The organism is Bacillus sp. PDNC022 (genome assembly GCF_016919285.1).
In the GTDB taxonomy this organism is placed as follows: Bacteria; Bacillota; Bacilli; order Bacillales; family Bacillaceae; genus Bacillus; species Bacillus safensis.
The window spans coordinates 484,522-502,934 of sequence record NZ_CP070345.1; the positions used below are offsets into that span (position 1 = coordinate 484,522).

Annotated in this window: 21 protein-coding genes; 15 read left to right on the forward strand and 6 right to left on the reverse strand. The window is 40.6% G+C overall.

Features of this window, described 5'->3' with window-relative positions; translation table 11 throughout:
* Positions 1–96 precede the first annotated feature (96 nt).
* Both JVX94_RS02545 and JVX94_RS02550 read left to right on the forward strand, forming a co-directional pair.
* Positions 97–909 carry a leucine-rich repeat domain-containing protein gene (locus JVX94_RS02545; RefSeq protein WP_205184472.1) on the forward strand — a complete coding sequence of 271 codons (813 nt, stop codon included), beginning with the start codon at positions 97–99 and terminating at the stop codon, positions 907–909.
* A 233-nt stretch (positions 910–1,142) separates the two neighbouring features.
* Positions 1,143–2,060, forward strand: coding sequence for an ROK family protein (locus tag JVX94_RS02550; RefSeq protein ID WP_197198259.1), 918 nt, complete (start codon positions 1,143–1,145; stop codon positions 2,058–2,060).
* A 66-nt stretch (positions 2,061–2,126) separates the two neighbouring features.
* On the opposite strand, the gene JVX94_RS02555 is transcribed toward JVX94_RS02550, so the two are convergent.
* On the reverse strand, positions 2,127–2,705 hold the full coding sequence (locus JVX94_RS02555) for a 5' nucleotidase, NT5C type (protein WP_144471114.1): 579 nt from the start codon (positions 2,703–2,705) through the stop codon (positions 2,127–2,129).
* Between the two features lie 139 nt (positions 2,706–2,844).
* Here JVX94_RS02555 and JVX94_RS02560 point away from each other — a divergent pair, with 139 nt between their 5' ends.
* Positions 2,845–3,207, forward strand: coding sequence for a DUF308 domain-containing protein (locus JVX94_RS02560; RefSeq protein ID WP_039180010.1), 363 nt, complete (start codon positions 2,845–2,847; stop codon positions 3,205–3,207).
* A 43-nt stretch (positions 3,208–3,250) separates the two neighbouring features.
* Here the strand turns inward: JVX94_RS02560 and ispG are convergent, their stop codons facing one another.
* Together ispG and JVX94_RS02570 are read right to left on the reverse strand one after the other, a co-directional pair.
* Positions 3,251–4,366, reverse strand: a complete 1,116-nt coding sequence (gene ispG, locus JVX94_RS02565) for a flavodoxin-dependent (E)-4-hydroxy-3-methylbut-2-enyl-diphosphate synthase (protein ID WP_095409025.1) — start codon at positions 4,364–4,366, stop codon at positions 3,251–3,253.
* A 105-nt stretch (positions 4,367–4,471) separates the two neighbouring features.
* Entirely contained in the window at positions 4,472–4,774 is a 303-nt protein-coding gene (locus JVX94_RS02570; protein ID WP_039180007.1) for a hypothetical protein, read from the reverse strand.
* A 200-nt stretch (positions 4,775–4,974) separates the two neighbouring features.
* Here JVX94_RS02570 and JVX94_RS02575 point away from each other — a divergent pair, with 200 nt between their 5' ends.
* Positions 4,975–5,520 (forward strand): GNAT family N-acetyltransferase, encoded by a 546-nt coding sequence (locus tag JVX94_RS02575; RefSeq protein ID WP_095409024.1) that lies wholly within the window; start codon positions 4,975–4,977, stop codon positions 5,518–5,520.
* A gap of 72 nt (positions 5,521–5,592) precedes the next feature.
* On the opposite strand, the gene JVX94_RS02580 is transcribed toward JVX94_RS02575, so the two are convergent.
* Positions 5,593–6,351 (reverse strand): DUF1189 domain-containing protein, encoded by a 759-nt coding sequence (locus JVX94_RS02580; RefSeq protein WP_095409023.1) that lies wholly within the window; start codon positions 6,349–6,351, stop codon positions 5,593–5,595.
* A 145-nt stretch (positions 6,352–6,496) separates the two neighbouring features.
* On the opposite strand from JVX94_RS02580, the gene JVX94_RS02585 reads away from it, so the two are divergent.
* The 9 genes from JVX94_RS02585 to pstB (JVX94_RS02625) all read left to right on the forward strand — a co-directional run bounded on the left by JVX94_RS02585 (position 6,497) and on the right by pstB (JVX94_RS02625) (position 16,095).
* Positions 6,497–6,982 carry a DUF456 domain-containing protein gene (locus JVX94_RS02585; RefSeq protein WP_039180001.1) on the forward strand — a complete coding sequence of 162 codons (486 nt, stop codon included), beginning with the start codon at positions 6,497–6,499 and terminating at the stop codon, positions 6,980–6,982.
* Positions 6,983–7,164: 182 nt separating this feature from the next.
* Positions 7,165–7,773, forward strand: coding sequence for a superoxide dismutase SodA (gene sodA / locus JVX94_RS02590; protein ID WP_144470784.1), 609 nt, complete (start codon positions 7,165–7,167; stop codon positions 7,771–7,773).
* Between the two features lie 121 nt (positions 7,774–7,894).
* Positions 7,895–9,181 carry an MFS transporter gene (locus tag JVX94_RS02595; RefSeq protein ID WP_095409022.1) on the forward strand — a complete coding sequence of 429 codons (1,287 nt, stop codon included), beginning with the start codon at positions 7,895–7,897 and terminating at the stop codon, positions 9,179–9,181.
* A gap of 122 nt (positions 9,182–9,303) precedes the next feature.
* On the forward strand, positions 9,304–11,439 hold the full coding sequence (locus JVX94_RS02600) for a peptidoglycan D,D-transpeptidase FtsI family protein (RefSeq protein ID WP_205184474.1): 2,136 nt from the start codon (positions 9,304–9,306) through the stop codon (positions 11,437–11,439).
* Positions 11,440–11,653: 214 nt separating this feature from the next.
* Positions 11,654–12,571, forward strand: coding sequence for a phosphate ABC transporter substrate-binding protein (locus JVX94_RS02605; RefSeq protein WP_041086205.1), 918 nt, complete (start codon positions 11,654–11,656; stop codon positions 12,569–12,571).
* A 79-nt stretch (positions 12,572–12,650) separates the two neighbouring features.
* The gene (pstC, locus tag JVX94_RS02610) at positions 12,651–13,577 is read left to right on the forward strand and encodes a phosphate ABC transporter permease subunit PstC (protein WP_041086203.1); all 927 of its coding nucleotides are present in this window, start codon (positions 12,651–12,653) and stop codon (positions 13,575–13,577) included.
* On the forward strand, positions 13,577–14,461 hold the full coding sequence (gene pstA, locus JVX94_RS02615; RefSeq protein ID WP_095409018.1) for a phosphate ABC transporter permease PstA: 885 nt from the start codon (positions 13,577–13,579) through the stop codon (positions 14,459–14,461). Before pstC ends, pstA begins: the two co-directional genes overlap by 1 nt.
* Positions 14,462–14,484: 23 nt before the next feature.
* A complete protein-coding gene (gene pstB, locus JVX94_RS02620; protein ID WP_034280171.1) occupies positions 14,485–15,297 on the forward strand; it encodes a phosphate ABC transporter ATP-binding protein PstB in 813 nt (270 codons plus the stop codon).
* 15 nt (positions 15,298–15,312) lie between these two features.
* Complete coding sequence (gene pstB / locus JVX94_RS02625) at positions 15,313–16,095, forward strand: phosphate ABC transporter ATP-binding protein PstB (protein WP_041106885.1); 783 nt, start codon at positions 15,313–15,315, stop codon at positions 16,093–16,095.
* Positions 16,096–16,138: 43 nt separating this feature from the next.
* Here the strand turns inward: pstB (JVX94_RS02625) and JVX94_RS02630 are convergent, their stop codons facing one another.
* Both JVX94_RS02630 and JVX94_RS02635 read right to left on the reverse strand, forming a co-directional pair.
* On the reverse strand, positions 16,139–16,639 hold the full coding sequence (locus JVX94_RS02630; protein ID WP_111292698.1) for an endolytic transglycosylase MltG: 501 nt from the start codon (positions 16,637–16,639) through the stop codon (positions 16,139–16,141).
* Positions 16,636–16,983: a hypothetical protein gene (locus JVX94_RS02635; RefSeq protein ID WP_060697348.1), complete on the reverse strand. Its 348-nt coding sequence runs from the start codon at positions 16,981–16,983 to the stop codon at positions 16,636–16,638. The genes JVX94_RS02630 and JVX94_RS02635 overlap by 4 nt, the downstream gene beginning before the upstream one ends.
* A 412-nt stretch (positions 16,984–17,395) precedes the next feature.
* Here JVX94_RS02635 and rpmG point away from each other — a divergent pair, with 412 nt between their 5' ends.
* Positions 17,396–17,545, forward strand: a complete 150-nt coding sequence (rpmG, locus tag JVX94_RS02640; RefSeq protein WP_008360061.1) for a 50S ribosomal protein L33 — start codon at positions 17,396–17,398, stop codon at positions 17,543–17,545.
* 48 nt (positions 17,546–17,593) lie between these two features.
* Positions 17,594–18,154: a 5-formyltetrahydrofolate cyclo-ligase gene (locus tag JVX94_RS02645; RefSeq protein ID WP_203128616.1), complete on the forward strand. Its 561-nt coding sequence runs from the start codon at positions 17,594–17,596 to the stop codon at positions 18,152–18,154.
* Positions 18,155–18,413: the final 259 nt, after the last annotated feature.

Genomic DNA, 18,413 nt, shown 5'->3' on the forward strand with positions numbered 1-18,413 from the left:
ATATCGGGAGGAGCTAACGATGATCATGTTTTGACTCCAAAATTCTGATAAAATTAATTTAGATAATCCGTCATTAGTAGATGTGGAGGTAAAAGAATGCTAAAAGAACACCCTGAATATATTTTTCGTAATGATGCACGATCAGAAGTTGTTCATGATTTAGCCGATGTAGATGAAAATTCCACTGAGTTGTTAATCACAGGAAAAACAAAAAATATTGAAAGGTTGAAATCTTTTTCTAAGCTGACGAAATTGTGGATTTACAAAGTGAACCAAAAGGATTTCAATACGATCTTGAGCTTAGTTAATCCCAAAATGCTCTTTGTGCATGAACTAAGAGTAGAAGATTTATCAATCATCAGTTCTCTTAAAGATGTTGAGGTATTGGCACTTGAATGGAATACAAAGGCACAAAGTTTATGGGATTTATCAAAAAACACTTTTTTAAAATCTTTATCCATAACAGATTTTTCAAAGTTAAATGACATAGCCCCTTTGCAAAAAAACACTGGTTTAGAATTGTTACAATTGTCAGGCGGGATTTGGAATACATTAAATATAAATACTCTTCAACCTTTAAGATACCTCAAGAATTTAAAATATCTGTGCTTATCAAATATAAAAGTGAAGGACGAGTCTTTAGAGCCGATATCGGAATTAGAGGGGCTCAAGCAACTTGAAATTTCGAACCAATTCCCGACAGAAGAATATGCCAGGTTATCCGTAACCCTCCCAAATACGAAGTGTGATCGTTTTGCACCATACATCTTTTTATCAAGTCCTATTGTTGATAAAGATGTGATGGTGATTGGAAAACGAAAACCGAAATTAAATTCAAAAGTTGATGGGGAAAAGTTGCAAAAATACGAAGAACAATTTAAAGCGTACCAAGAAAAGTATATAAATTAACTTAAAAAGCAATGGAAAATCAATTCCATTGCTTTTTCTATTGTTAATGTAATGGATAATAAACTTCATGCTAAATGGTGTTCTATTGATACTTCAAAACCGAATCAGTTAGCCGCAGATCTGCGATTTCTCTTGTCTTTTTGAAAACGTTTTACAAAGGGCGGCTGTTTCATTAAAATGAGAACAAGGTACTGAAGAAATTTGTGTCTTTTGGAGTAAAGGGAGGGTCAAAAGTGGCGTGTTATGTCGTGTTTGATGTAGGCGGGACGAGAACAAAACATGGATTAATGGATCAGGATGGGGAGCTGGTCACAAGCGGTGACTATGAAACGAACTGCCGGCAGCTTGAACCGTTTTTAGAAGCCATGGCGAATGTGGTCATGCAATATCAAAGGATGCAGGATGTCAGCGGTATCGCCATCAGTCTTCCGGGCTTTGTGGACAGTGAATCAGGTTATACAGAATTTGCAGGCGCCATCATCGCCTTGAATGGTCAAAATGTAAAAACACTTTTAGAAGAGAAAACTTCTCTTCGTGTAGAAGTGGAGAATGATGCGAACTGTGCAGCTCTCGCAGAAAAATATAGCGGCAATGCGAAAGATTGTGACAGCTTTATTTGTATGACGATTGGCACGGGTGTTGGCGGTGGTATTTTTGCTGATGGTCAGCTTGTGCGCGGGGCTTCCTTCCGCGGTGGTGAATTTGGCATGATGCTGACAGAAACGGAAAATGGCCAGTTTACAACTCTCAACAGCAGCGCTTCAACAGCAGGATTAATTCGGAGCTATAAAGAAAAGCAAGGAATTCCGCAAAGTACTCAAATAGACGGCCAAGAAATTTTTGAAAAGACGAAGCATGATCCGGCCATTGAGAAGCTGGTGGATCAATGGTACAAGCGAATAGCCATTGGCATTTACAATGTAGCGACTGTTCTTAACCCAGAGAAAATCCTCATTGGCGGAGGCGTAAGTGCAAGACCAGATTTATTACAAAACATTGAAAAACATTTACATACACTGCATGCGTGGAAGAATATTCAGGTGAAGCTGGAAACTTGCTACTACTTGAATCAGGCAGGCATGAAGGGGGCACTGTACCATTTTCTAATGAAAGAAGGGCAGCTTGCTCCATCAAAAAAGCCGATACATTAAATGTATCGGCTTCAGCGTGTAGACTATTCCTCGGGTTTGTTCCGCTTCGGTGCTCACTCAGTTATATTAATAAGCAGTTTGCAGACGCTGTTCGTATTGTTTGATCCATTGAGACGCTTCCTGCCAGTTGTTCACGCGAATAATTCTGTCGTCAATTGGCATTTGATTATAAGGGGAGTTAAAAAGAATAACCGGGATGTCAGCTTCTTTTGCAATCATTGTGGCATTGCCATGATGGTCTTCAAAAAATACATCAATCTTGTGCTTTTGAACGGCTTCCAGCTTATGATGACCGCCAACCAGCTCAATAGCATCATAGTGCACATCATGTTCTTGAAACCACTTGTAGGTAATATCCGAATGCTGCTGCCTTCTTGCTGTAATATAAATCAGTTTGTGCTGCTGCTTCAATTGGTCGAGGATCTCTTTTGCATCCTCAGCAGGCTTTGCCTGTTTATAAATAAGAGGCTCGTGCTGATCCATCCAGCCCCAAAATTCTTCTTGAGAAATCTTTAAAAGCTTCGTCAAATCATACTCTGTCATATCATCTAGTGTCATGGCACATTGGAACGACTCATTTAAGTAGGGAACAAAGGTGTCCTGTGCCGTCACTGTACCATCAATATCAATTCCTAAACGTAACATGCCCACACTCCTCATTTTTATACTCTTAAAGTGTAACATAATCAATTCACAATTCCAGCAAGTTTTAGCAAACATGAAACAGACATTTTTGCTCATACTAAAAAAGCTCCTTTCTATTAACCAAAAGGGGGAATTGATCATGGAAAGAGACGAGGATTTCAGAAGAAATGATCGTGAAATCGACACACATTTTAGTAATGATGATGGCTATTTAGAGGAAACAGCTGCTGAAATTGCAGAGCCATATCAAGCTTCAAGAGATCGAGAAGATAGACGAGGACGTGACCATGCAGGTGACGATTCAGGCAGTAAAGGGATAGGCTATACAGCACTCGCGATTGCGATTATCTCATTATTTGTCTTGCCGGTGCTATTAGGGGTAGCGGCAATCGTCGTTGGTTATATTGCAAGAAGAAAAGGAGCACATGCGCTTGGCGCGTGGTCAATTGGGATCGGAATTGTTTCCGTCATCCTAGGCATATTTATCACCCCGTTCTTTTAACAAGAACAGAAAAACGCCTGACGTCACAGTCAGGCGTTTTTTGTTAGGCATTCGCGTGTTTTTCTTTTTCAGCTTCCATTTTCGCATAATGTTCTTCAGCGATTTTATCGATTTCTTTTTTCAGTTCTTCGACCATTGTTTCTTCTGGTACTTTACGAACAATTTCACCTTTACGGAATAATAAGCCTTCGCCTCTAGCGCCTGCGATTCCGATGTCCGCTTCACGTGCTTCACCAGGACCGTTAACAGCGCAGCCGAGAACTGCTACTTTAATCGGTGCTTTGATTTTAGAAATATATTCTTCGACTTCATTGGCAATGCTGATGAGGTCAATTTCAATTCGTCCACAGGTTGGGCAGGAGATCAGTGTTGCTGCATTTGATGCAAGACCAAATGATTTCAACAATTCACGTGCTACTTTTACTTCCTCAACTGGGTCAGCACTTAATGAGATACGGAGTGTGTTCCCAATCCCCATATTCAAAATAGCGCCAAGTCCAGCTGCACTTTTGACTGTACCTGCAAATAACGTACCTGATTCTGTAATCCCAAGGTGAAGAGGATAATCAAAGGCTTTAGCCGCTTTTTCGTATGCTTCAATTGCAAGGTTTACATCAGATGCTTTCATACTGACGATGATGTCATGAAAGTCTAGGTCTTCTAGAATTTTAATGTGATGCAGTGCACTTTCGACCATACCATCTGCTGTTGGATAGCCGTATTTATCAAGAATTTTTTTCTCTAATGAACCAGCGTTTACGCCAATACGAATTGGAATGCCTTTTTCTTTTGCTGCTTTGACAACCGCTTCTACTTTTTCTCTTCTTCCGATGTTTCCTGGATTGATTCGGATTTTGTCTGCGCCTGCTTCAATCGCTTTCAGCGCAAGCTTGTAGTCAAAATGAATATCCACAACAAGCGGGATGTTAATTTGTTTTTTAATGTCCGCAATTGCATTTGCTGCACGCTCATCTGGACATGCGACACGCACGATTTGACAGCCTGCCTCTTCTAAACGTTTAATTTCAGCGACTGTCGCTTCGACATCATGTGTTTTGGTTGTTGCCATACTTTGAATGACAACCTCATTATTTCCACCTATAGTTAAAGGTCCCACTTTGACGGGACGCGTTTTAGTACGATGTGTGACTTCACTCACTTGTCAATCGCTCCTTAGTGTACAAGCAATCCTTTGCCGTGTACGTCGTGTTTTACAGTTCATATTGTAACAGTCTCTTTGTATGAATGACAAGGAATTAACGTTTTATCTCTTATAGACAGGAAACTTATATGTGCTGCCGGCCCTGATTTCGTTCGCTTTCACACCTTGATTCAGCTCCTCGAAATCTTTAATGACGTCATCAAGCGGCTTGCTTGTATGTACGATGGAGAGGACTGTTTCACCTTGTTTTACAGTGACGTTCTTATATGTCTTTTTCTCAGCTGTTTGAAGGGCACTTGCTGGAACGGCTGGATTTTCTTCAACAGGAATGGTTCCATTTTTTAAATCAAAAAAGATAATAAAGAGGACAAACAAACTGATTAGTAAAAAAAGAATTCGCCGCATTTTACTCACCGCTTTTAAGAGTTTACTTCAGTCTATGCATGTCCTGAAATGATAGAACCAAAAAGAGGAGAAAAGCTGGAAAGGATGGTTCTAGTTAGTTCTAGTAAGCCTTGTAATAAAAACTTCTTGGCCCGCTGGTGTAGTAAATAGGAGAGCAACCTCATATGGACATTATGATAAAATAATAAGGGGGGGATTTTATGAAGAAGGTTAGTCAGCATATATATGTGAGAACACTAACAGAAAATGATGCCGAATCACTGTTAACATTAGAGCTTGAGAATCGCTCATATTTTCAAGAATTTACACCTTTGGTCAAAGATGATTTCTTCACGTTACCTCGTCAAATTGAACGGATTCAGCGCGGTGTGCAAAGAAGTGCACAAGATGAATCTTACATGCATGGTATTTTCTTAAATGAAACCGATGCTTTAATTGGGACGATCTCATTAAGTTCTGTCGTAAGAGGTCCAATAGAAGGAGCATGGCTTGGGTATGTACTCGATCAAAGGCAGGGCGGAAATGGATATATGACAGAAGCCATTCGTTTAATCATTGACTATGCCTTTTTTGAGTTGAATCTCCATCGTATTGAGGCTGGAGTAAAGCCGAGTAATAAGGGTTCCATTCGTGTACTTGAAAAGACAGGTTTTGAAAATGAGGGACTAAATCGTAAAAAAGTAAAGATTAATGGAGTGTGGGAGGATCACTATTTGTTTGCGATCATTCATCCTGATGAGTCCTAGCATGACCATACATAAAAAGCTCCTCCGATCCGGGGGAGCTTTCATTGTGTAGACAAATCCATGTTGGATTGATCATTTGCTTTTTTTTGCAGGAATTTCTTTCACAACAAGATATAAAAAGATAAAGTTAATGACCCAATTTAATAAAAATGAGTTTGCAACAGGCGTGTTTAATGCACTCATAATGGCGAAAAAGACCGTTGTTAATGTGAGTGAATAAGCGGAGAGCTTCCAAAGCATTTGGAAGGACAGCTCTTTTTGCTGCATTCGTTTAATAAATGTACCAAGCATCGCAAGGAATGTTGCGCTGATAAACATGAGAGCCGCAGTTGATAGATATAGCAGTACACAGATGACAGGGATGATAATCGCTTGGTTCTGATTTGTGACGCTAGCGAGTTCATCTTTTGTCAGTGTTCCACCAAGGAGCTGGTATGGAATATCTGTCGTTTGTCCATCAATGGCAATCACTGCTTTTTCCTTTAATAAAGCGATAGCCGTTTGCTTTGATTCAAGCTCACTTGCTTTTATTTTTTCAGCAGGATCAAAGATGATCGTGATGCCGTTTTCTTCTTTTTCTATTGGTTCACTTTGATCTGCTTGAAGCTTTCCTTTTTCGATTGAAAAGTCGGGTAAATCTTTTTTGATCACATGCTGAAATCCTGACATCGCATTCGAGATTTCTTGGCTCATATGATACCCCTGAGGAACTGCTGCGATGATTGAGAGGATAAAAATGAATAAAATCGCTTTACCGATCCCTGTAAACCGTGCTTTAGCAATATCTTTTGGTGAATAAATTCCTTTTAACAATAGATTAAATACGTTCAATACCCATTCACTTCCTACATTCTTTTCTATTTCTCATATTGTATCAATGTCTATCCATCAAGTACAAGTATGGCCTTCATCACTGGTTAAGATAGAGGGAATGAGGCATAATGTATACAGCAAATAAAAAGGAGGCGGCAGGGTCTTGGACGTTCTGTATTGGATACTGATTGGCTGTGCATTTATCATTGCGTTTGTTGGACTGGTTTATCCAATTATCCCGAGTGTGGTCTTTATGGTTCTCGGATTTATTCTATATGGTTTCTTTTTTAGCTTCGAGCCGCTAACACTGACGTTCTGGCTTATTCAAGCCATGTTTACTGCCGTCTTATTTGCGGCAGATTATGTCTCAAATCTTATTGGGGTAAAGCGCTTTGGTGGCAGCAAGGCAGCTATTTGGGGAAGCACCATTGGGTTATTAGCTGGTCCTTTTGTGATACCCATTGCAGGAATTATTATTGGTCCATTTCTCGGGAGTGTCATTGCAGAGCTCCTTGTTCATCAAAAAGATCTGAAGACGAGTGTAAAAGTTGGATTAGGCTCATTAATTGGATTTGTATCAGGTGTTTTTGCAAAAGGATTGATTCAAGCGCTGATGCTGGGCATCTTTTTATTTTATGTCCTACGCTAGTTGAAAAAGGGTGTTTAAAACTTTTTCAAAAGGGCTAATTACAAAATAAACACTGAAATGTTTCAGAACATGAGCAATAACGTTGAAACAAGCTGTTTCTTTTGATACTCTTTGAGTAGGGTGAATTGCTGACTTACAAAAGGAAGCATTTCAGTACATACATTTTAAGGAGGAATTTAACCATGGCTTTTAAACTTCCAGAATTACCATATGCTTACGATGCATTAGAACCACATATCGACAAGGAAACAATGACGATTCACCACACAAAACACCACAACACATACGTAACAAACTTAAACAAAGCAATCGAAGGTGTATCAGCTCTTGAAGATCAATCAATTGAAGAGCTAGTGGCTAACTTAAACTCAGTGCCTGAAAACATTCGTACAGCTGTACGTAACAATGGCGGAGGACATGTGAACCACTCATTATTCTGGACGCTTCTTTCACCAAACGGTGGCGGCGCACCAACTGGTGAACTTGCAGATGCAATCGAAAAAGAATTAGGTGGATTTGAAAAATTCAAATCTGATTTCGCTGCAGCAGCTGCAGGACGCTTTGGTTCTGGTTGGGCATGGCTTGTTGTGAACAACGGAAAACTTGAAATCACAAGCACGCCAAACCAAGATTCTCCTTTAACTGAAGGAAAAACGCCAATTCTAGGATTAGACGTTTGGGAGCATGCTTACTACCTAAACTACCAAAACCGTCGTCCTGATTACATTTCAGCATTCTGGAATGTTGTGAACTGGGATGAAGTAGCTCGCCTTTACAGCGAAGCAAAATAATGATTTGATTCGAAAAGACCTGCTTTCAAGAGAAGCAGGTCTTTTTATATTTTCCCTCCTTTTTTTACATATCTGCCTTTTGATGAGACAGACTATTGTGTAGAAAAGGAGAATGAATTGTATGAGCAGATTAAAAAAAATGTTCGGGGACATGGATGTTACAAGAGATTTATTGCTCCTCCTCACGATTGGCGGGTTATATGCACTTGCCATTGCGCTTTCGAATACGTTTGTAAATGTGTACTTATGGAAACAGTCTGGGAAATTCACGGATCTTGCGATTTATAACTTGGCCATTGTGGTGCTTCAGCCCATTACGTTTTTATTCGCTGGCCGGCTCGCTAAAAAAATAGACCGGGCGTTTGTCCTTCGTTTCGGTGTCATTTTTTTAGCCGCTTTTTATTTAATTGTTTTAATGGCAGGAGAACAAGCGGCCGCACGGCTTGTTTTATTGGGAAGTGTCCTTGGGATCGGTTATGGTTTTTACTGGCTTGCATTTAACGTACTCACCTTTGAAATCACCGAGCCCGAAACAAGAGACTTCTTTAATGGATTTCTCGGAGTGCTTACTTCAACTGCCGGCATGATTGGTCCTCTCATTGCGGGGATTGTCATTTCTCAGTTAACGGATGATACAGGCTACACAGTCATTTTCACGTTATCGCTTTTTTTGTTTTCACTAGCGGTTGTGATGAGCTTTTTCCTCAAAAGAAGGCAGTCAAAAGGCAAATTTATCATCAAACAAATTTGGAAAGAACGCCATGCAGACGAGAATTGGCGTAAGATTACAACAGCTCATTTTTTTCAAGGGCTTCGTGAAGGGGTCTTTGTCTTCTTAATCAGTGTCTTCGTGTTTATTGCAACAAACAGTGAGCTTGCTCTCGGGACGTTTGGTTTAGTGAATTCAGGTGTTGCGTTTTTTGCATATTTCTTCGCTACACGTTTGATTAAGAAAAAGTGGCGGAAGAAGGCTATCATGCTTGGCGGGCTGATTTTATACGGCGCCTTGTTTTTAATCGTCTTCCACTTGTCCTATGTTTCACTTCTGATGTATGCGGTAGCCATTGCAATAGGATATCCGCTCCTGCTTGTTCCTTATGTATCCTTAACATATGATGTCATCGGCCATGCAAGGTATGCCAGAAAGGCCCGAATTGAATATATTGTGGTCAGAGAGCTATTTTTAAATGCTGGCCGAATTTGTTCAATTGTTTTGTTCCTGCTGTCTGTCACCTTACTAGGTGATGAGCTCGGAATCCCTGCATCTCTTGTTGTGCTCGGAGCGGGACATACCCTCATTTATTATTTTGTAAAAGATATTCATTTGAAAGAAAAAACAGCTGATATGAAAGAGGCTGACGGTCAAAAGCCAGTTTCTCACACGAACCTTATTAAGGGAGAAAGGTAAAATTTCTTACCAATGGAACATCAAATTTCTAGATAAATGATAGAAAAACCGCTAAAATGATGATGGCACCTTTTATACACAAAAAGGGGTGCCATTTCTTTCTTGATAGAAAAGGTGATGTGATGAGAAACAAGAAAAACAAAAAAGACGCGAAGGAAGGGCGCAAAACACTTCCGATCCGGCTGAATTTATTATTTTTAGCTGCGTTTATTATTTTTACCGGCGTTGTCGTTAGACTCGGGTTTGTGCAAATAGTCAATGGAGAAGATTATAAAAAGCAGGCAGAAAAACAAGAGGATGTGAATGTCAGCTCATCTGCTCCGCGCGGAAAAATTTACGACCGAAACTACAATACGATTGTCAGCAATAAAGCACTAAATGCCATTACATATACGAGAACCTCGACGACTTCACAAGAAGAGCGGCTCAAAGTGGCATCAAAATTAGCGGATATGATTCATGTGAGTACGAAAAAAATCACAGATCGTGACAAAAAAGATTTCTGGATCTTAACGCATCCGAATGAATCGAAAAAGCTTGTTCAAAAGGAATCAGAATTAAAGGGTGACGATAAGGTCTCTGATGATAAACTATATGAGCTTCAGTTAAAACGCATCACAGACAAGGAATTAAATCAACTGACGAAAAAAGATTTACAAGTGCTTGCCATTAAAAGGCAGATGGATGCAGGTTATGCACTGACGCCTCAATTTATTAAAAATGAAGATGTAAAGCCAAGTGAAATTGCTTATGTCTCTGAGCATTTGGACGAGCTGCCAGGTGTTGATGTGACGACAGACTGGTCACGCAGCTATCCGTATAAAGGACTGCTCCGCAGTATGCTCGGCAGTGTGTCTTCGAGTGATGAAGGTCTTCCGCAGTCACTTCTTGAGCATTATCTATCACTCGGCTACAGCCGAAATGACCGTGTAGGAAAAAGCTATCTTGAATATCAATATGAAGATGTCCTGCAGGGCCAAAAGGAAAAAGAACAAAGTACAACGGATAAACAGGGCAATGTCACAAGCTCTAAAGTGTTAACAGAAGGTAAGAGCGGGAAAGACCTTGTGCTTACAATTGATATTCAGCTGCAAAAAGCGGTTGAAAAAATTATTGAAAAGAACTTGAGAAGTGCGAAACAAAGAGGGGGAACTGAGCTTCTTGATCGCGCATTTGTTGTCATGATGGACCCAAGAAACGGAGAGGTTCTTTCTGTTGCGGGTAAGCAGATTTCTAACAAAAACGGAAAATACAAATTCGATGACTACTCTTTAGGAACGATGACTTCCTCATATGCGATGGGATCAGCCGTAAAAGGGGCAACGGTACTGACTGGATATAAAACAGGCGCTATTCATATTGGAAGTACCCAATACGATGAACCCCTCTATATCGCCCAGTCACCGCCAAAGAAATCCTATCAAAATATGGGACTCATTAATGATTTAACAGCACTAGAGCGTTCATCAAACGTGTATATGTTTAAAACAGCAATCGCCATTGGGAAAAGCGAATATCGTAAGAATCAGCCGCTCCCAATTGATCCGAAAGCATTTGATACGTTCCGCTACAATTTTAGTAAATTTGGCCTTGGAGTTAAAACAGGTATTGACCTGCCAAACGAAGCAACAGGCTACAGAGGATCGTCTACACAATCGGGCCTTTTACTTGACTATGCGATTGGACAGTATGATACATTTACACCGCTGCAAATGGCGCAATACGTTTCAACCATTGCAAATGGCGGGTATCGTTTACGTCCGCAGCTTGTCAAAGAAGTAAGAGAGCCAGATCCGCAGCGCGGTATTGGAGCTGTAACGGAATCCGTCAAACCAGATGTATTGAATAAGCTAGACATGACAAGTGATGAAATCAAGCGTGTCCAGCAAGGCTTTAAGCTTGTCATGCAGAACCCAAGAGGGACAGCCTATTCAAACTTTGGCAACAAAAAGTATAATCCAGCAGGCAAAACAGGAACCGCTCAATCATTCTATGACGGTCCAATTAAAAGCAAGCGCGGTACACCGACGTATAACACAACTCTTGTAGCGTATGCGCCTGCTGATAATCCAGAAGTGGCCATTTCTGTTGTCGTGCCATGGGTGTATCAAGACTACAACCAGCGATATCCAATTACAAATGATATTGGTGAACAAGTATTAGACAAGTACTTTGAACTGAAATCAAAACAGGAAAGCAATGATACACAGGCGAAAAACAAAAACAAAATTGAAAATGAAGCAGAAACAAATAACTAGACCTTTCATAGGTAAAAACGCTCACTTTTTGTGGGCGTTTTTTTACGTTTTCTTCAAAAACTCCGATATAAATTGACAAAATTCATAAAAAACGCCGCAATTTCTCTACAAAACTTCGACATTTACAAAACCTTAACATTCCATTTAAACGAAATTAATAAAGAACCTTTAATGTATTACTCGTAGGACAAATTATTCAGGGGGTATTCTTGAAATGAAAAAGAACAAATTATGGCTGCTTACTTTCCTTACTATCGCATTGTTAGCATTCGTCACAGCATGCGGAAACAGCAGCTCAAGCGGAGATTCAAAAGACAGTAAAGGAAATGCTTCAAACAAAGATGAGGCATCAGGTTCCATTACCATCTCAGGATCATCTGCGATGCAGCCTTTAGTTCTTGCGGCAGCAGAAAAATTCATGGATAAACATCCAAAAGCCGATATTCAAGTACAAGCCGGCGGTTCTGGAGCAGGCCTTTCTCAAGTATCAGAAGGATCTGTACAAATTGGTAACTCAGATGTATTCGCTGAAGAGAAAGACGGAATCGACGCAAAAGCTTTAAAAGACCACAAAGTAGCAGTTGTTGGAATGGCCGCAGCTGTAAACCCTGAAGTGGGTGTCAAAGACATCACAAAGGACGAATTGAAAAAAATCTTCACTGGTAAAATCAAAAACTGGAAAGAGCTTGGTGGGAAAGACCAAAAAATCACGCTTGTTAACAGACCTGATTCTTCAGGAACTCGTGCAACGTTTGTGAAATATGCACTTGATGGCGCAACACCTGCAGAAGGTATTACAGAAGAATCTTCAAATAATGTGCAAAAAATCATTGCAGAAACACCAGGTGCAATTGGATACCTAGCATTTTCTTATTTAAAGGAAGATAAAATTACACCGCTTAGCATTGATGGTGTGAAACCGGAAGAAAGCAATGTAGAAAGCGGTAAATATACAATTTGGGCATACGAGCACTCTTATACAAAAGGTGAGCCGGAAGGTCTAGCAAAACAATTCTTAGATTACCTTATGAGTGACGAAGTACAAAAAGAAATCGTCAAAGACCAAGGCTACATCTCAGTTTCTAATATGAAAGTAGAAAGAGACGCAGCAGGCAAACAATCAGATAAGTAAGAGGTCTTGAATTGCTGATGAAGGAAAAGTGGAGCATTTCACTTTTCCTTTTATGACATTCATAGGAGTGTAGAAAAAGATGAAGCAGATAGAACATACAGAAGCGAGCGATCGACTGATCAGCTCGAAGAAAAATAGGCAAATGGATGAAGTAAGAGGAAGTATTTTGGTGAGATTCTGCGCATTCTTAATGATTGCAGTATCCATCGCCATCACCATCTTCCTTGGCATTAAGGGTTTACAATCTTTCATCGTAAATGGTGTAAGCCCAATTGAGTTCTTAACCAGTATCAATTGGAACCCAACAGCAGAAAACCCGGAGTACGGCGCATTTCCTTTTATCTTTGGATCAATTGCCGTCACGCTTCTATCGGCACTTATTGCAGCGCCGCTAGGCATCGCAGGAGCGATCTTTATGACAGAAATTGCACCTGCATGGGGACGTAAAATTCTCCAGCCAGTCATTGAATTGCTTGTAGGGATTCCATCCGTTGTTTACGGATTCATAGGTCTTACAGTATTAGTGCCGTTTATTGGACAATTCAAGTCAAGCGGCTCAGGGCACAGTTTGTTAGCAGGAACGATCGTTCTGTCTATTATGATTTTGCCAACCGTTACATCTATTGCAACTGATGCAATGGCATCACTTCCAAAAAGTTTACGCGAAGGATCATATGCATTAGGCGCAACAAGATGGCAAACGATCCGACGTGTTCTTGTGCCAGCAGCGTTTCCGACGTTAATGACAGCGGTTGTGCTTGGAATGGCAAGAGCATTTGGTGAGGCCCTTGCCGTTCAGATGGTCATTGGAAACACGCGTAATTTACCAGAGAGCATTATGGATACAGCTGGTACATTAACAACCATTATTACGTTAAACATGGGTCACACAACGTATGGAAGTGTTGAAAACAATACACTTTGGTCAATGGGTCTTGTCCTTCTAGTTGTATCGTTTATGTTCATTCTCATTATCAGATACTTGTCGTCTAGGAGGAAGATTTAATGAATAGCAAAATGACTGATCGTTTTGCCACGTTTGTTTTTGGATTATGTGCCGCCATTATTACGGCGATCCTAATTGGTTTGTTTTCTTATATCATTTTCAACGGTGCAAAAGAATTAAATTTTGACTTTTTGACAACCCGCTCAAGTGCAATTGGCTCTGGCGGCGGCATTAGGGATCAGTTGTTTAACTCGTTTTACATTTTGTTTATTACAATGATGATCACAGTACCGCTTGGTGTCGGGGGCGGAGTGTACATGGCTGAATATGCGCCTCAAAACAAAGTCACTGATTTTATTCGCACGTGTATCGAAGTGTTGTCTTCACTTCCTTCCATTGTCATTGGTATGTTTGGTTTACTTATGTTTGTCAATTTAACAGGATGGGGCTATACAATCATCGGAGGAGCTCTTGCGCTTACGGTGTTTAACCTGCCAGTGATGGTTAGGGTGACAGAAGACGCACTTCGCTCTGTACCGAAGGATCAAAAGGAAGCATCACTTGCCCTTGGTGTGACAAAATGGCATACAGTGAAGACGGTCCTGATTCCAGGTGCGATTCCTTCTATTATTACCGGTGCGATTTTAGCATCTGGAAGAGTCTTCGGCGAGGCAGCAGCGCTTCTTTTCACAGCAGGTCTCACCACACCGCGTCTTGATTTTACAAACTGGAGTCCATTTTCTGATACGTCACCGCTGAATATTTTTAGACCGGCAGAAACATTAGCCGTTCATATATGGAGCGTCAATACACAAGGAATTATTCCAGATGCAGAGGCCATTGCAAATGGTGCCTCAGCCGTACTTGTGCTTTCAGTTTTAGTATTCAACTTAGGAGCTAGATGGCTTGGTTCATTTATTCATAAGAAGCTTACGTCAAAATAATATGAGAGAGGTGTGAAGGGGATATGGTTCAAATGCTAGCAGAAAAAAAAGAGATTGCAGCAAAAAAGGCTCCACTTCAAGCGGAACAGATTTTACAGGTGCAGGATTTAAGCATTTATTATGGTGAAAAAAGAGCGGTCAATCACATTTCATTTGAAATAGAGAAAAACGCAATTACCGCATTAATTGGCCCATCCGGCTGCGGGAAATCAACCTTTTTACGCAGCATTAACCGCATGAACGACTTGATCCCAGGTGCGAGAAGTGAAGGGGCGATCATGTACGAAGGGCTCAATATTTTGGATGACCGTATTAATGTGGTGAATTTGAGAAGAGAGATCGGTATGGTTTTCCAAAAACCAAACCCATTTCCTAAATCAATCTACAATAACATTACCCACGCGTTAAAGTATGCAGGTGAAAAAAGAAAATCAGTGCTTGATGATGCGGTAGAGGAAAGTTTAACAAAAGCGGCGCTTTGGGATGAAGTCAAAGATCGTCTGCACCGCTCGGCGTTGTCATTATCCGGCGGCCAGCAGCAGCGCCTTTGTATTGCACGTACACTTGCGATGAAGCCCAGCGTTCTTTTATTAGATGAACCAGCATCTGCCCTAGATCCGATCTCAAATGCAAAAATTGAAGAGTTACTATCAGAGTTGAAAAATGATTATTCGATCGTCATTGTGACACACAACATGCAGCAAGCGTTACGTGTATCTGATCATACGGCCTTTTTCCTGAACGGTGATCTAGTAGAATATGATGCCACTGAACGTATTTTTACACGTCCTGCGCAGCAAAAAACAGAAGACTATATCAATGGTCGATTTGGATAAGGCGGGTGGATTTTGATGAATGCAGTAGCAACTGAAACAGCCAAAAAAGAAGTGTTTCGTGTGAATGATATGAACCTTTGGTACGGACAGCATCACGCACTGAAGCATATTGATTTAGACATTAGAGAGCATGAAGTCACGGCGATTATCGGTCCGTCCGGCTGCGGAAAGTCAACATTTATAAAGACCTTAAATCTCATGGTCAAAACAGTGCCAGGTGTGAAAATTACCGGGGATATGATGTATAACGGTGACAATATTTTAAAAGGCCGTGTCGATTTAGTGGAACTGCGTAAAAACGTCGGGATGGTCTTTCAAAAAGGGAACCCATTCCCTCAGTCTATCTTTGATAATGTCGTCTACGGGCCAAGAATTCACGGAGTGAAGAGCAAACAGCAATTGAAAGAAATTGCTGAAAAAGCGCTTCGTGATGTTGCCCTTTGGGATGAAGTGAAGGATCGATTAAGTGCGCCTGCATTAGGTCTTTCTGGCGGTCAGCAGCAGCGTCTTTGTATCGCAAGAGCCATTGCTACAAGTCCAGACATCTTATTAATGGATGAACCAACATCAGCGCTTGATCCTGTCTCAACATTAAAGATTGAAGAATTGATTATGAAATTAAAAGAGAAATACACGATTGCCATTGTGACGCATAACATGCAGCAAGCGGCTAGGGTATCAGACCGAACAGCCTTCTTCTTAATGGGGGAGCTTGTTGAGGTCAATGATACGAATGTGATGTTCTCTGAGCCAAATGATCAAAGAACCAATGATTATATATCTGGTCGATTTGGATAATAAAAACCCCCTGGAGGTCATCGCCGCCAGGGGGTTTTTGTTGTTATTTTGTTAAGGCTTTGACGATTTGTTTGAACGTCATCCCTGTTTTTAAATTGAACTTGCCTGCACGAATTTCTTTATGGTAGCCGGCGTCAATCACGTAATCATTAAAATCTTTAGACGAGTTGATGATTCCGTCCTTTTCAAGCATGTCTGAAACATCACTTGTGCTCATCCCATTTTTAATGACGAATTTGATCGATTTGCCTTTAGGCTTGTTAGATGTTTCTTTATCATTCTTAGAATCGCCGTCTTCATTTGCCTTCAGTGCTTTTTCTTTATAATCAAGAAGCTGCTGATATGTTTCACGGCTGACGGAGACTTCTTTTTTAGAGTCTAAATAGTTTTTCACGTCAGTGTCTGTTACTTTCGCTGCGAGCGTTTCTTTTGTTGTTGTATCAGCAGCCGCTTCATCTTTTCCAGTGAGGAAAAAAACGATCGCCAGAACACCAGTTGCAAGAATCATACCTGCCGCAAACGTTTGGATGCTTTTTTTCGTCATACAAGCACCTTCTCGTTGTCTTTAATGATCATGTTGACCTCTTCTACAGATACATGCTCAGCGCGCGCAATGGCTTCAGGAGACATGCCATTTTGATGCTTTGAAATGATTTGTCTTGCGATAGATGGATCAATTTCTGAATGTTTGCGGACGACGATGTTTGTTTCAAGCAATTCTTCTTCAAGAACCTTCATTTTCTTTTTCAGTTTATAGATTTCTTGCATTGCAGATAGTTGAAGTGTTTCAAGTTCCTGCTCGACTTCTTTAATCGGCTCTCTTTGAAAATATGAGAATGCGATCAGTACGATACTGACAACAAGCAATCCGATAATTGCAATTTCCATGTTTCATCACCTTTTATTCATATTTTAATGCTGAAAGCCATAAAAGCTTTCATGATTGTTTCAGACAGTTTTCGACCCTTCTTTTTTATACCATAAAAAAGCTAGTTTCAAAAGGAATTGCTGAAAAAATCACCTTTTTTTCATCTTTTTTCTTTTTATATGAAAAACGAGTATGAAAACCTTGCTCGCTGTCAAAATAAAAGAGGGTTTCTCATGTATACAGTACGACAAAGATTGACGTTTTATAGGGGAGCAGGCCATTTTTCATGAAATGACCGTGCGATATAGATCAGAACGCGGACGGATTGCACTGAAATTGAAATTGGTGAAAAAACATTCTAGCATTCCTAAGCTAGAAGTGGTATTATAGTTAGGTCTGAATGTGAATTGATTTTAGTTTGGAGGGAAAAACATGCGCGTAAATATTACTCTAGCTTGCACTGAATGCGGTGAGCGTAACTATATTACTAAAAAGAATAAGCGAAACAATCCAGATCGCGTTGAATTCAAAAAGTATTGCTCACGTGATAAAAAACAAACTTTACATCGTGAAACAAAGTAAGCAGCAGGGAATTTTCCTGCTGTTTTTTTATGATGGGAGATGATCTGTGTGAAAAAAGAGCTTCGCCTTCAAACATTAGCCAAGCTGGACGAGATGAGTGCCGAGGAATTCAAGCGAAGCACCGCTTTACTTCATGAGCATTTGTTTCAACTGCCAGCATGGAAACAAGCGAATACGATTGCACTTACCATGTCTAGAGGAAAAGAGGTACCGACAATGCCTCTAATTGAAAAAGCATGGCAGGAGGGGAAAACAGTATGTGTACCCACCTGTTTTCCGGAAACAAAAGAGATGACGTTTTATGAATATACACCGGAAACGAAAATGTTATCCCGCTACTTTGGGCTATCAGAGCCAGACCCACTGACGTCGGCCGCTGTACATAAAGATTCAATCGATTTGATCATTGTGCCTGGTGTGTGCTTCGATCGACAAGGCTACCGTATCGGATATGGGGGCGGCTATTATGACCGCTACTTAGCTGACTATCACGGTGAAACGCTTGCCCTTTGTTTGTCAGTACAGCAAACTGAGCATATTCCGGCTGAAACGCACGACATCCCGGTCTCAATCATGGTCAGTGAGAAAGGTACCTTATATCCAAAATAAAGTCCGCTGCTTATACGTATGAACGGGCTTTTTGTGTTGAGTGAAAGTGCTTGCTTATGAATAAAAGTCATATGAACGATAGCGATCAACATTCTTCATTAAAAGGCATTTTAGCTGACGGGGGATATGTTTTGAAAAGCCATACCAAACTTGGATTTGTATTCACGAACATGACCCTTGTTGCGACGCTGTATATGTACATACACCAAATCCATACGACAGTTACTTCCCGCACAAGGTGGAGGAGTTAGAGCCGAAT

What these genes read in the sequence shown, in the direction of transcription:
- JVX94_RS02545 (WP_205184472.1), top strand. Translation starts at nt 97, where the DNA reads ATGCTAAAAGAACACCCTGAATATATTTTTCGTAATGATGCACGATCA.
- JVX94_RS02555 (WP_144471114.1), bottom strand. Translation starts at nt 2,705, where the DNA reads ATGTTACGTTTAGGAATTGATATTGATGGTACAGTGACGGCACAGGAC.
- JVX94_RS02560 (WP_039180010.1), top strand. Translation starts at nt 2,845, where the DNA reads ATGGAAAGAGACGAGGATTTCAGAAGAAATGATCGTGAAATCGACACA.
- JVX94_RS02570 (WP_039180007.1), bottom strand. Translation starts at nt 4,774, where the DNA reads ATGCGGCGAATTCTTTTTTTACTAATCAGTTTGTTTGTCCTCTTTATT.
- JVX94_RS02575 (WP_095409024.1), top strand. Translation starts at nt 4,975, where the DNA reads ATGAAGAAGGTTAGTCAGCATATATATGTGAGAACACTAACAGAAAAT.
- sodA (WP_144470784.1), top strand. Translation starts at nt 7,165, where the DNA reads ATGGCTTTTAAACTTCCAGAATTACCATATGCTTACGATGCATTAGAA.
- JVX94_RS02595 (WP_095409022.1), top strand. Translation starts at nt 7,895, where the DNA reads ATGAGCAGATTAAAAAAAATGTTCGGGGACATGGATGTTACAAGAGAT.
- JVX94_RS02600 (WP_205184474.1), top strand. Translation starts at nt 9,304, where the DNA reads ATGAGAAACAAGAAAAACAAAAAAGACGCGAAGGAAGGGCGCAAAACA.
- JVX94_RS02605 (WP_041086205.1), top strand. Translation starts at nt 11,654, where the DNA reads ATGAAAAAGAACAAATTATGGCTGCTTACTTTCCTTACTATCGCATTG.
- pstC (WP_041086203.1), top strand. Translation starts at nt 12,651, where the DNA reads ATGAAGCAGATAGAACATACAGAAGCGAGCGATCGACTGATCAGCTCG.
- pstA (WP_095409018.1), top strand. Translation starts at nt 13,577, where the DNA reads ATGAATAGCAAAATGACTGATCGTTTTGCCACGTTTGTTTTTGGATTA.
- pstB (WP_034280171.1), top strand. Translation starts at nt 14,485, where the DNA reads ATGGTTCAAATGCTAGCAGAAAAAAAAGAGATTGCAGCAAAAAAGGCT.
- pstB (WP_041106885.1), top strand. Translation starts at nt 15,313, where the DNA reads ATGAATGCAGTAGCAACTGAAACAGCCAAAAAAGAAGTGTTTCGTGTG.
- JVX94_RS02630 (WP_111292698.1), bottom strand. Translation starts at nt 16,639, where the DNA reads ATGACGAAAAAAAGCATCCAAACGTTTGCGGCAGGTATGATTCTTGCA.
- JVX94_RS02635 (WP_060697348.1), bottom strand. Translation starts at nt 16,983, where the DNA reads ATGGAAATTGCAATTATCGGATTGCTTGTTGTCAGTATCGTACTGATC.
- rpmG (WP_008360061.1), top strand. Translation starts at nt 17,396, where the DNA reads ATGCGCGTAAATATTACTCTAGCTTGCACTGAATGCGGTGAGCGTAAC.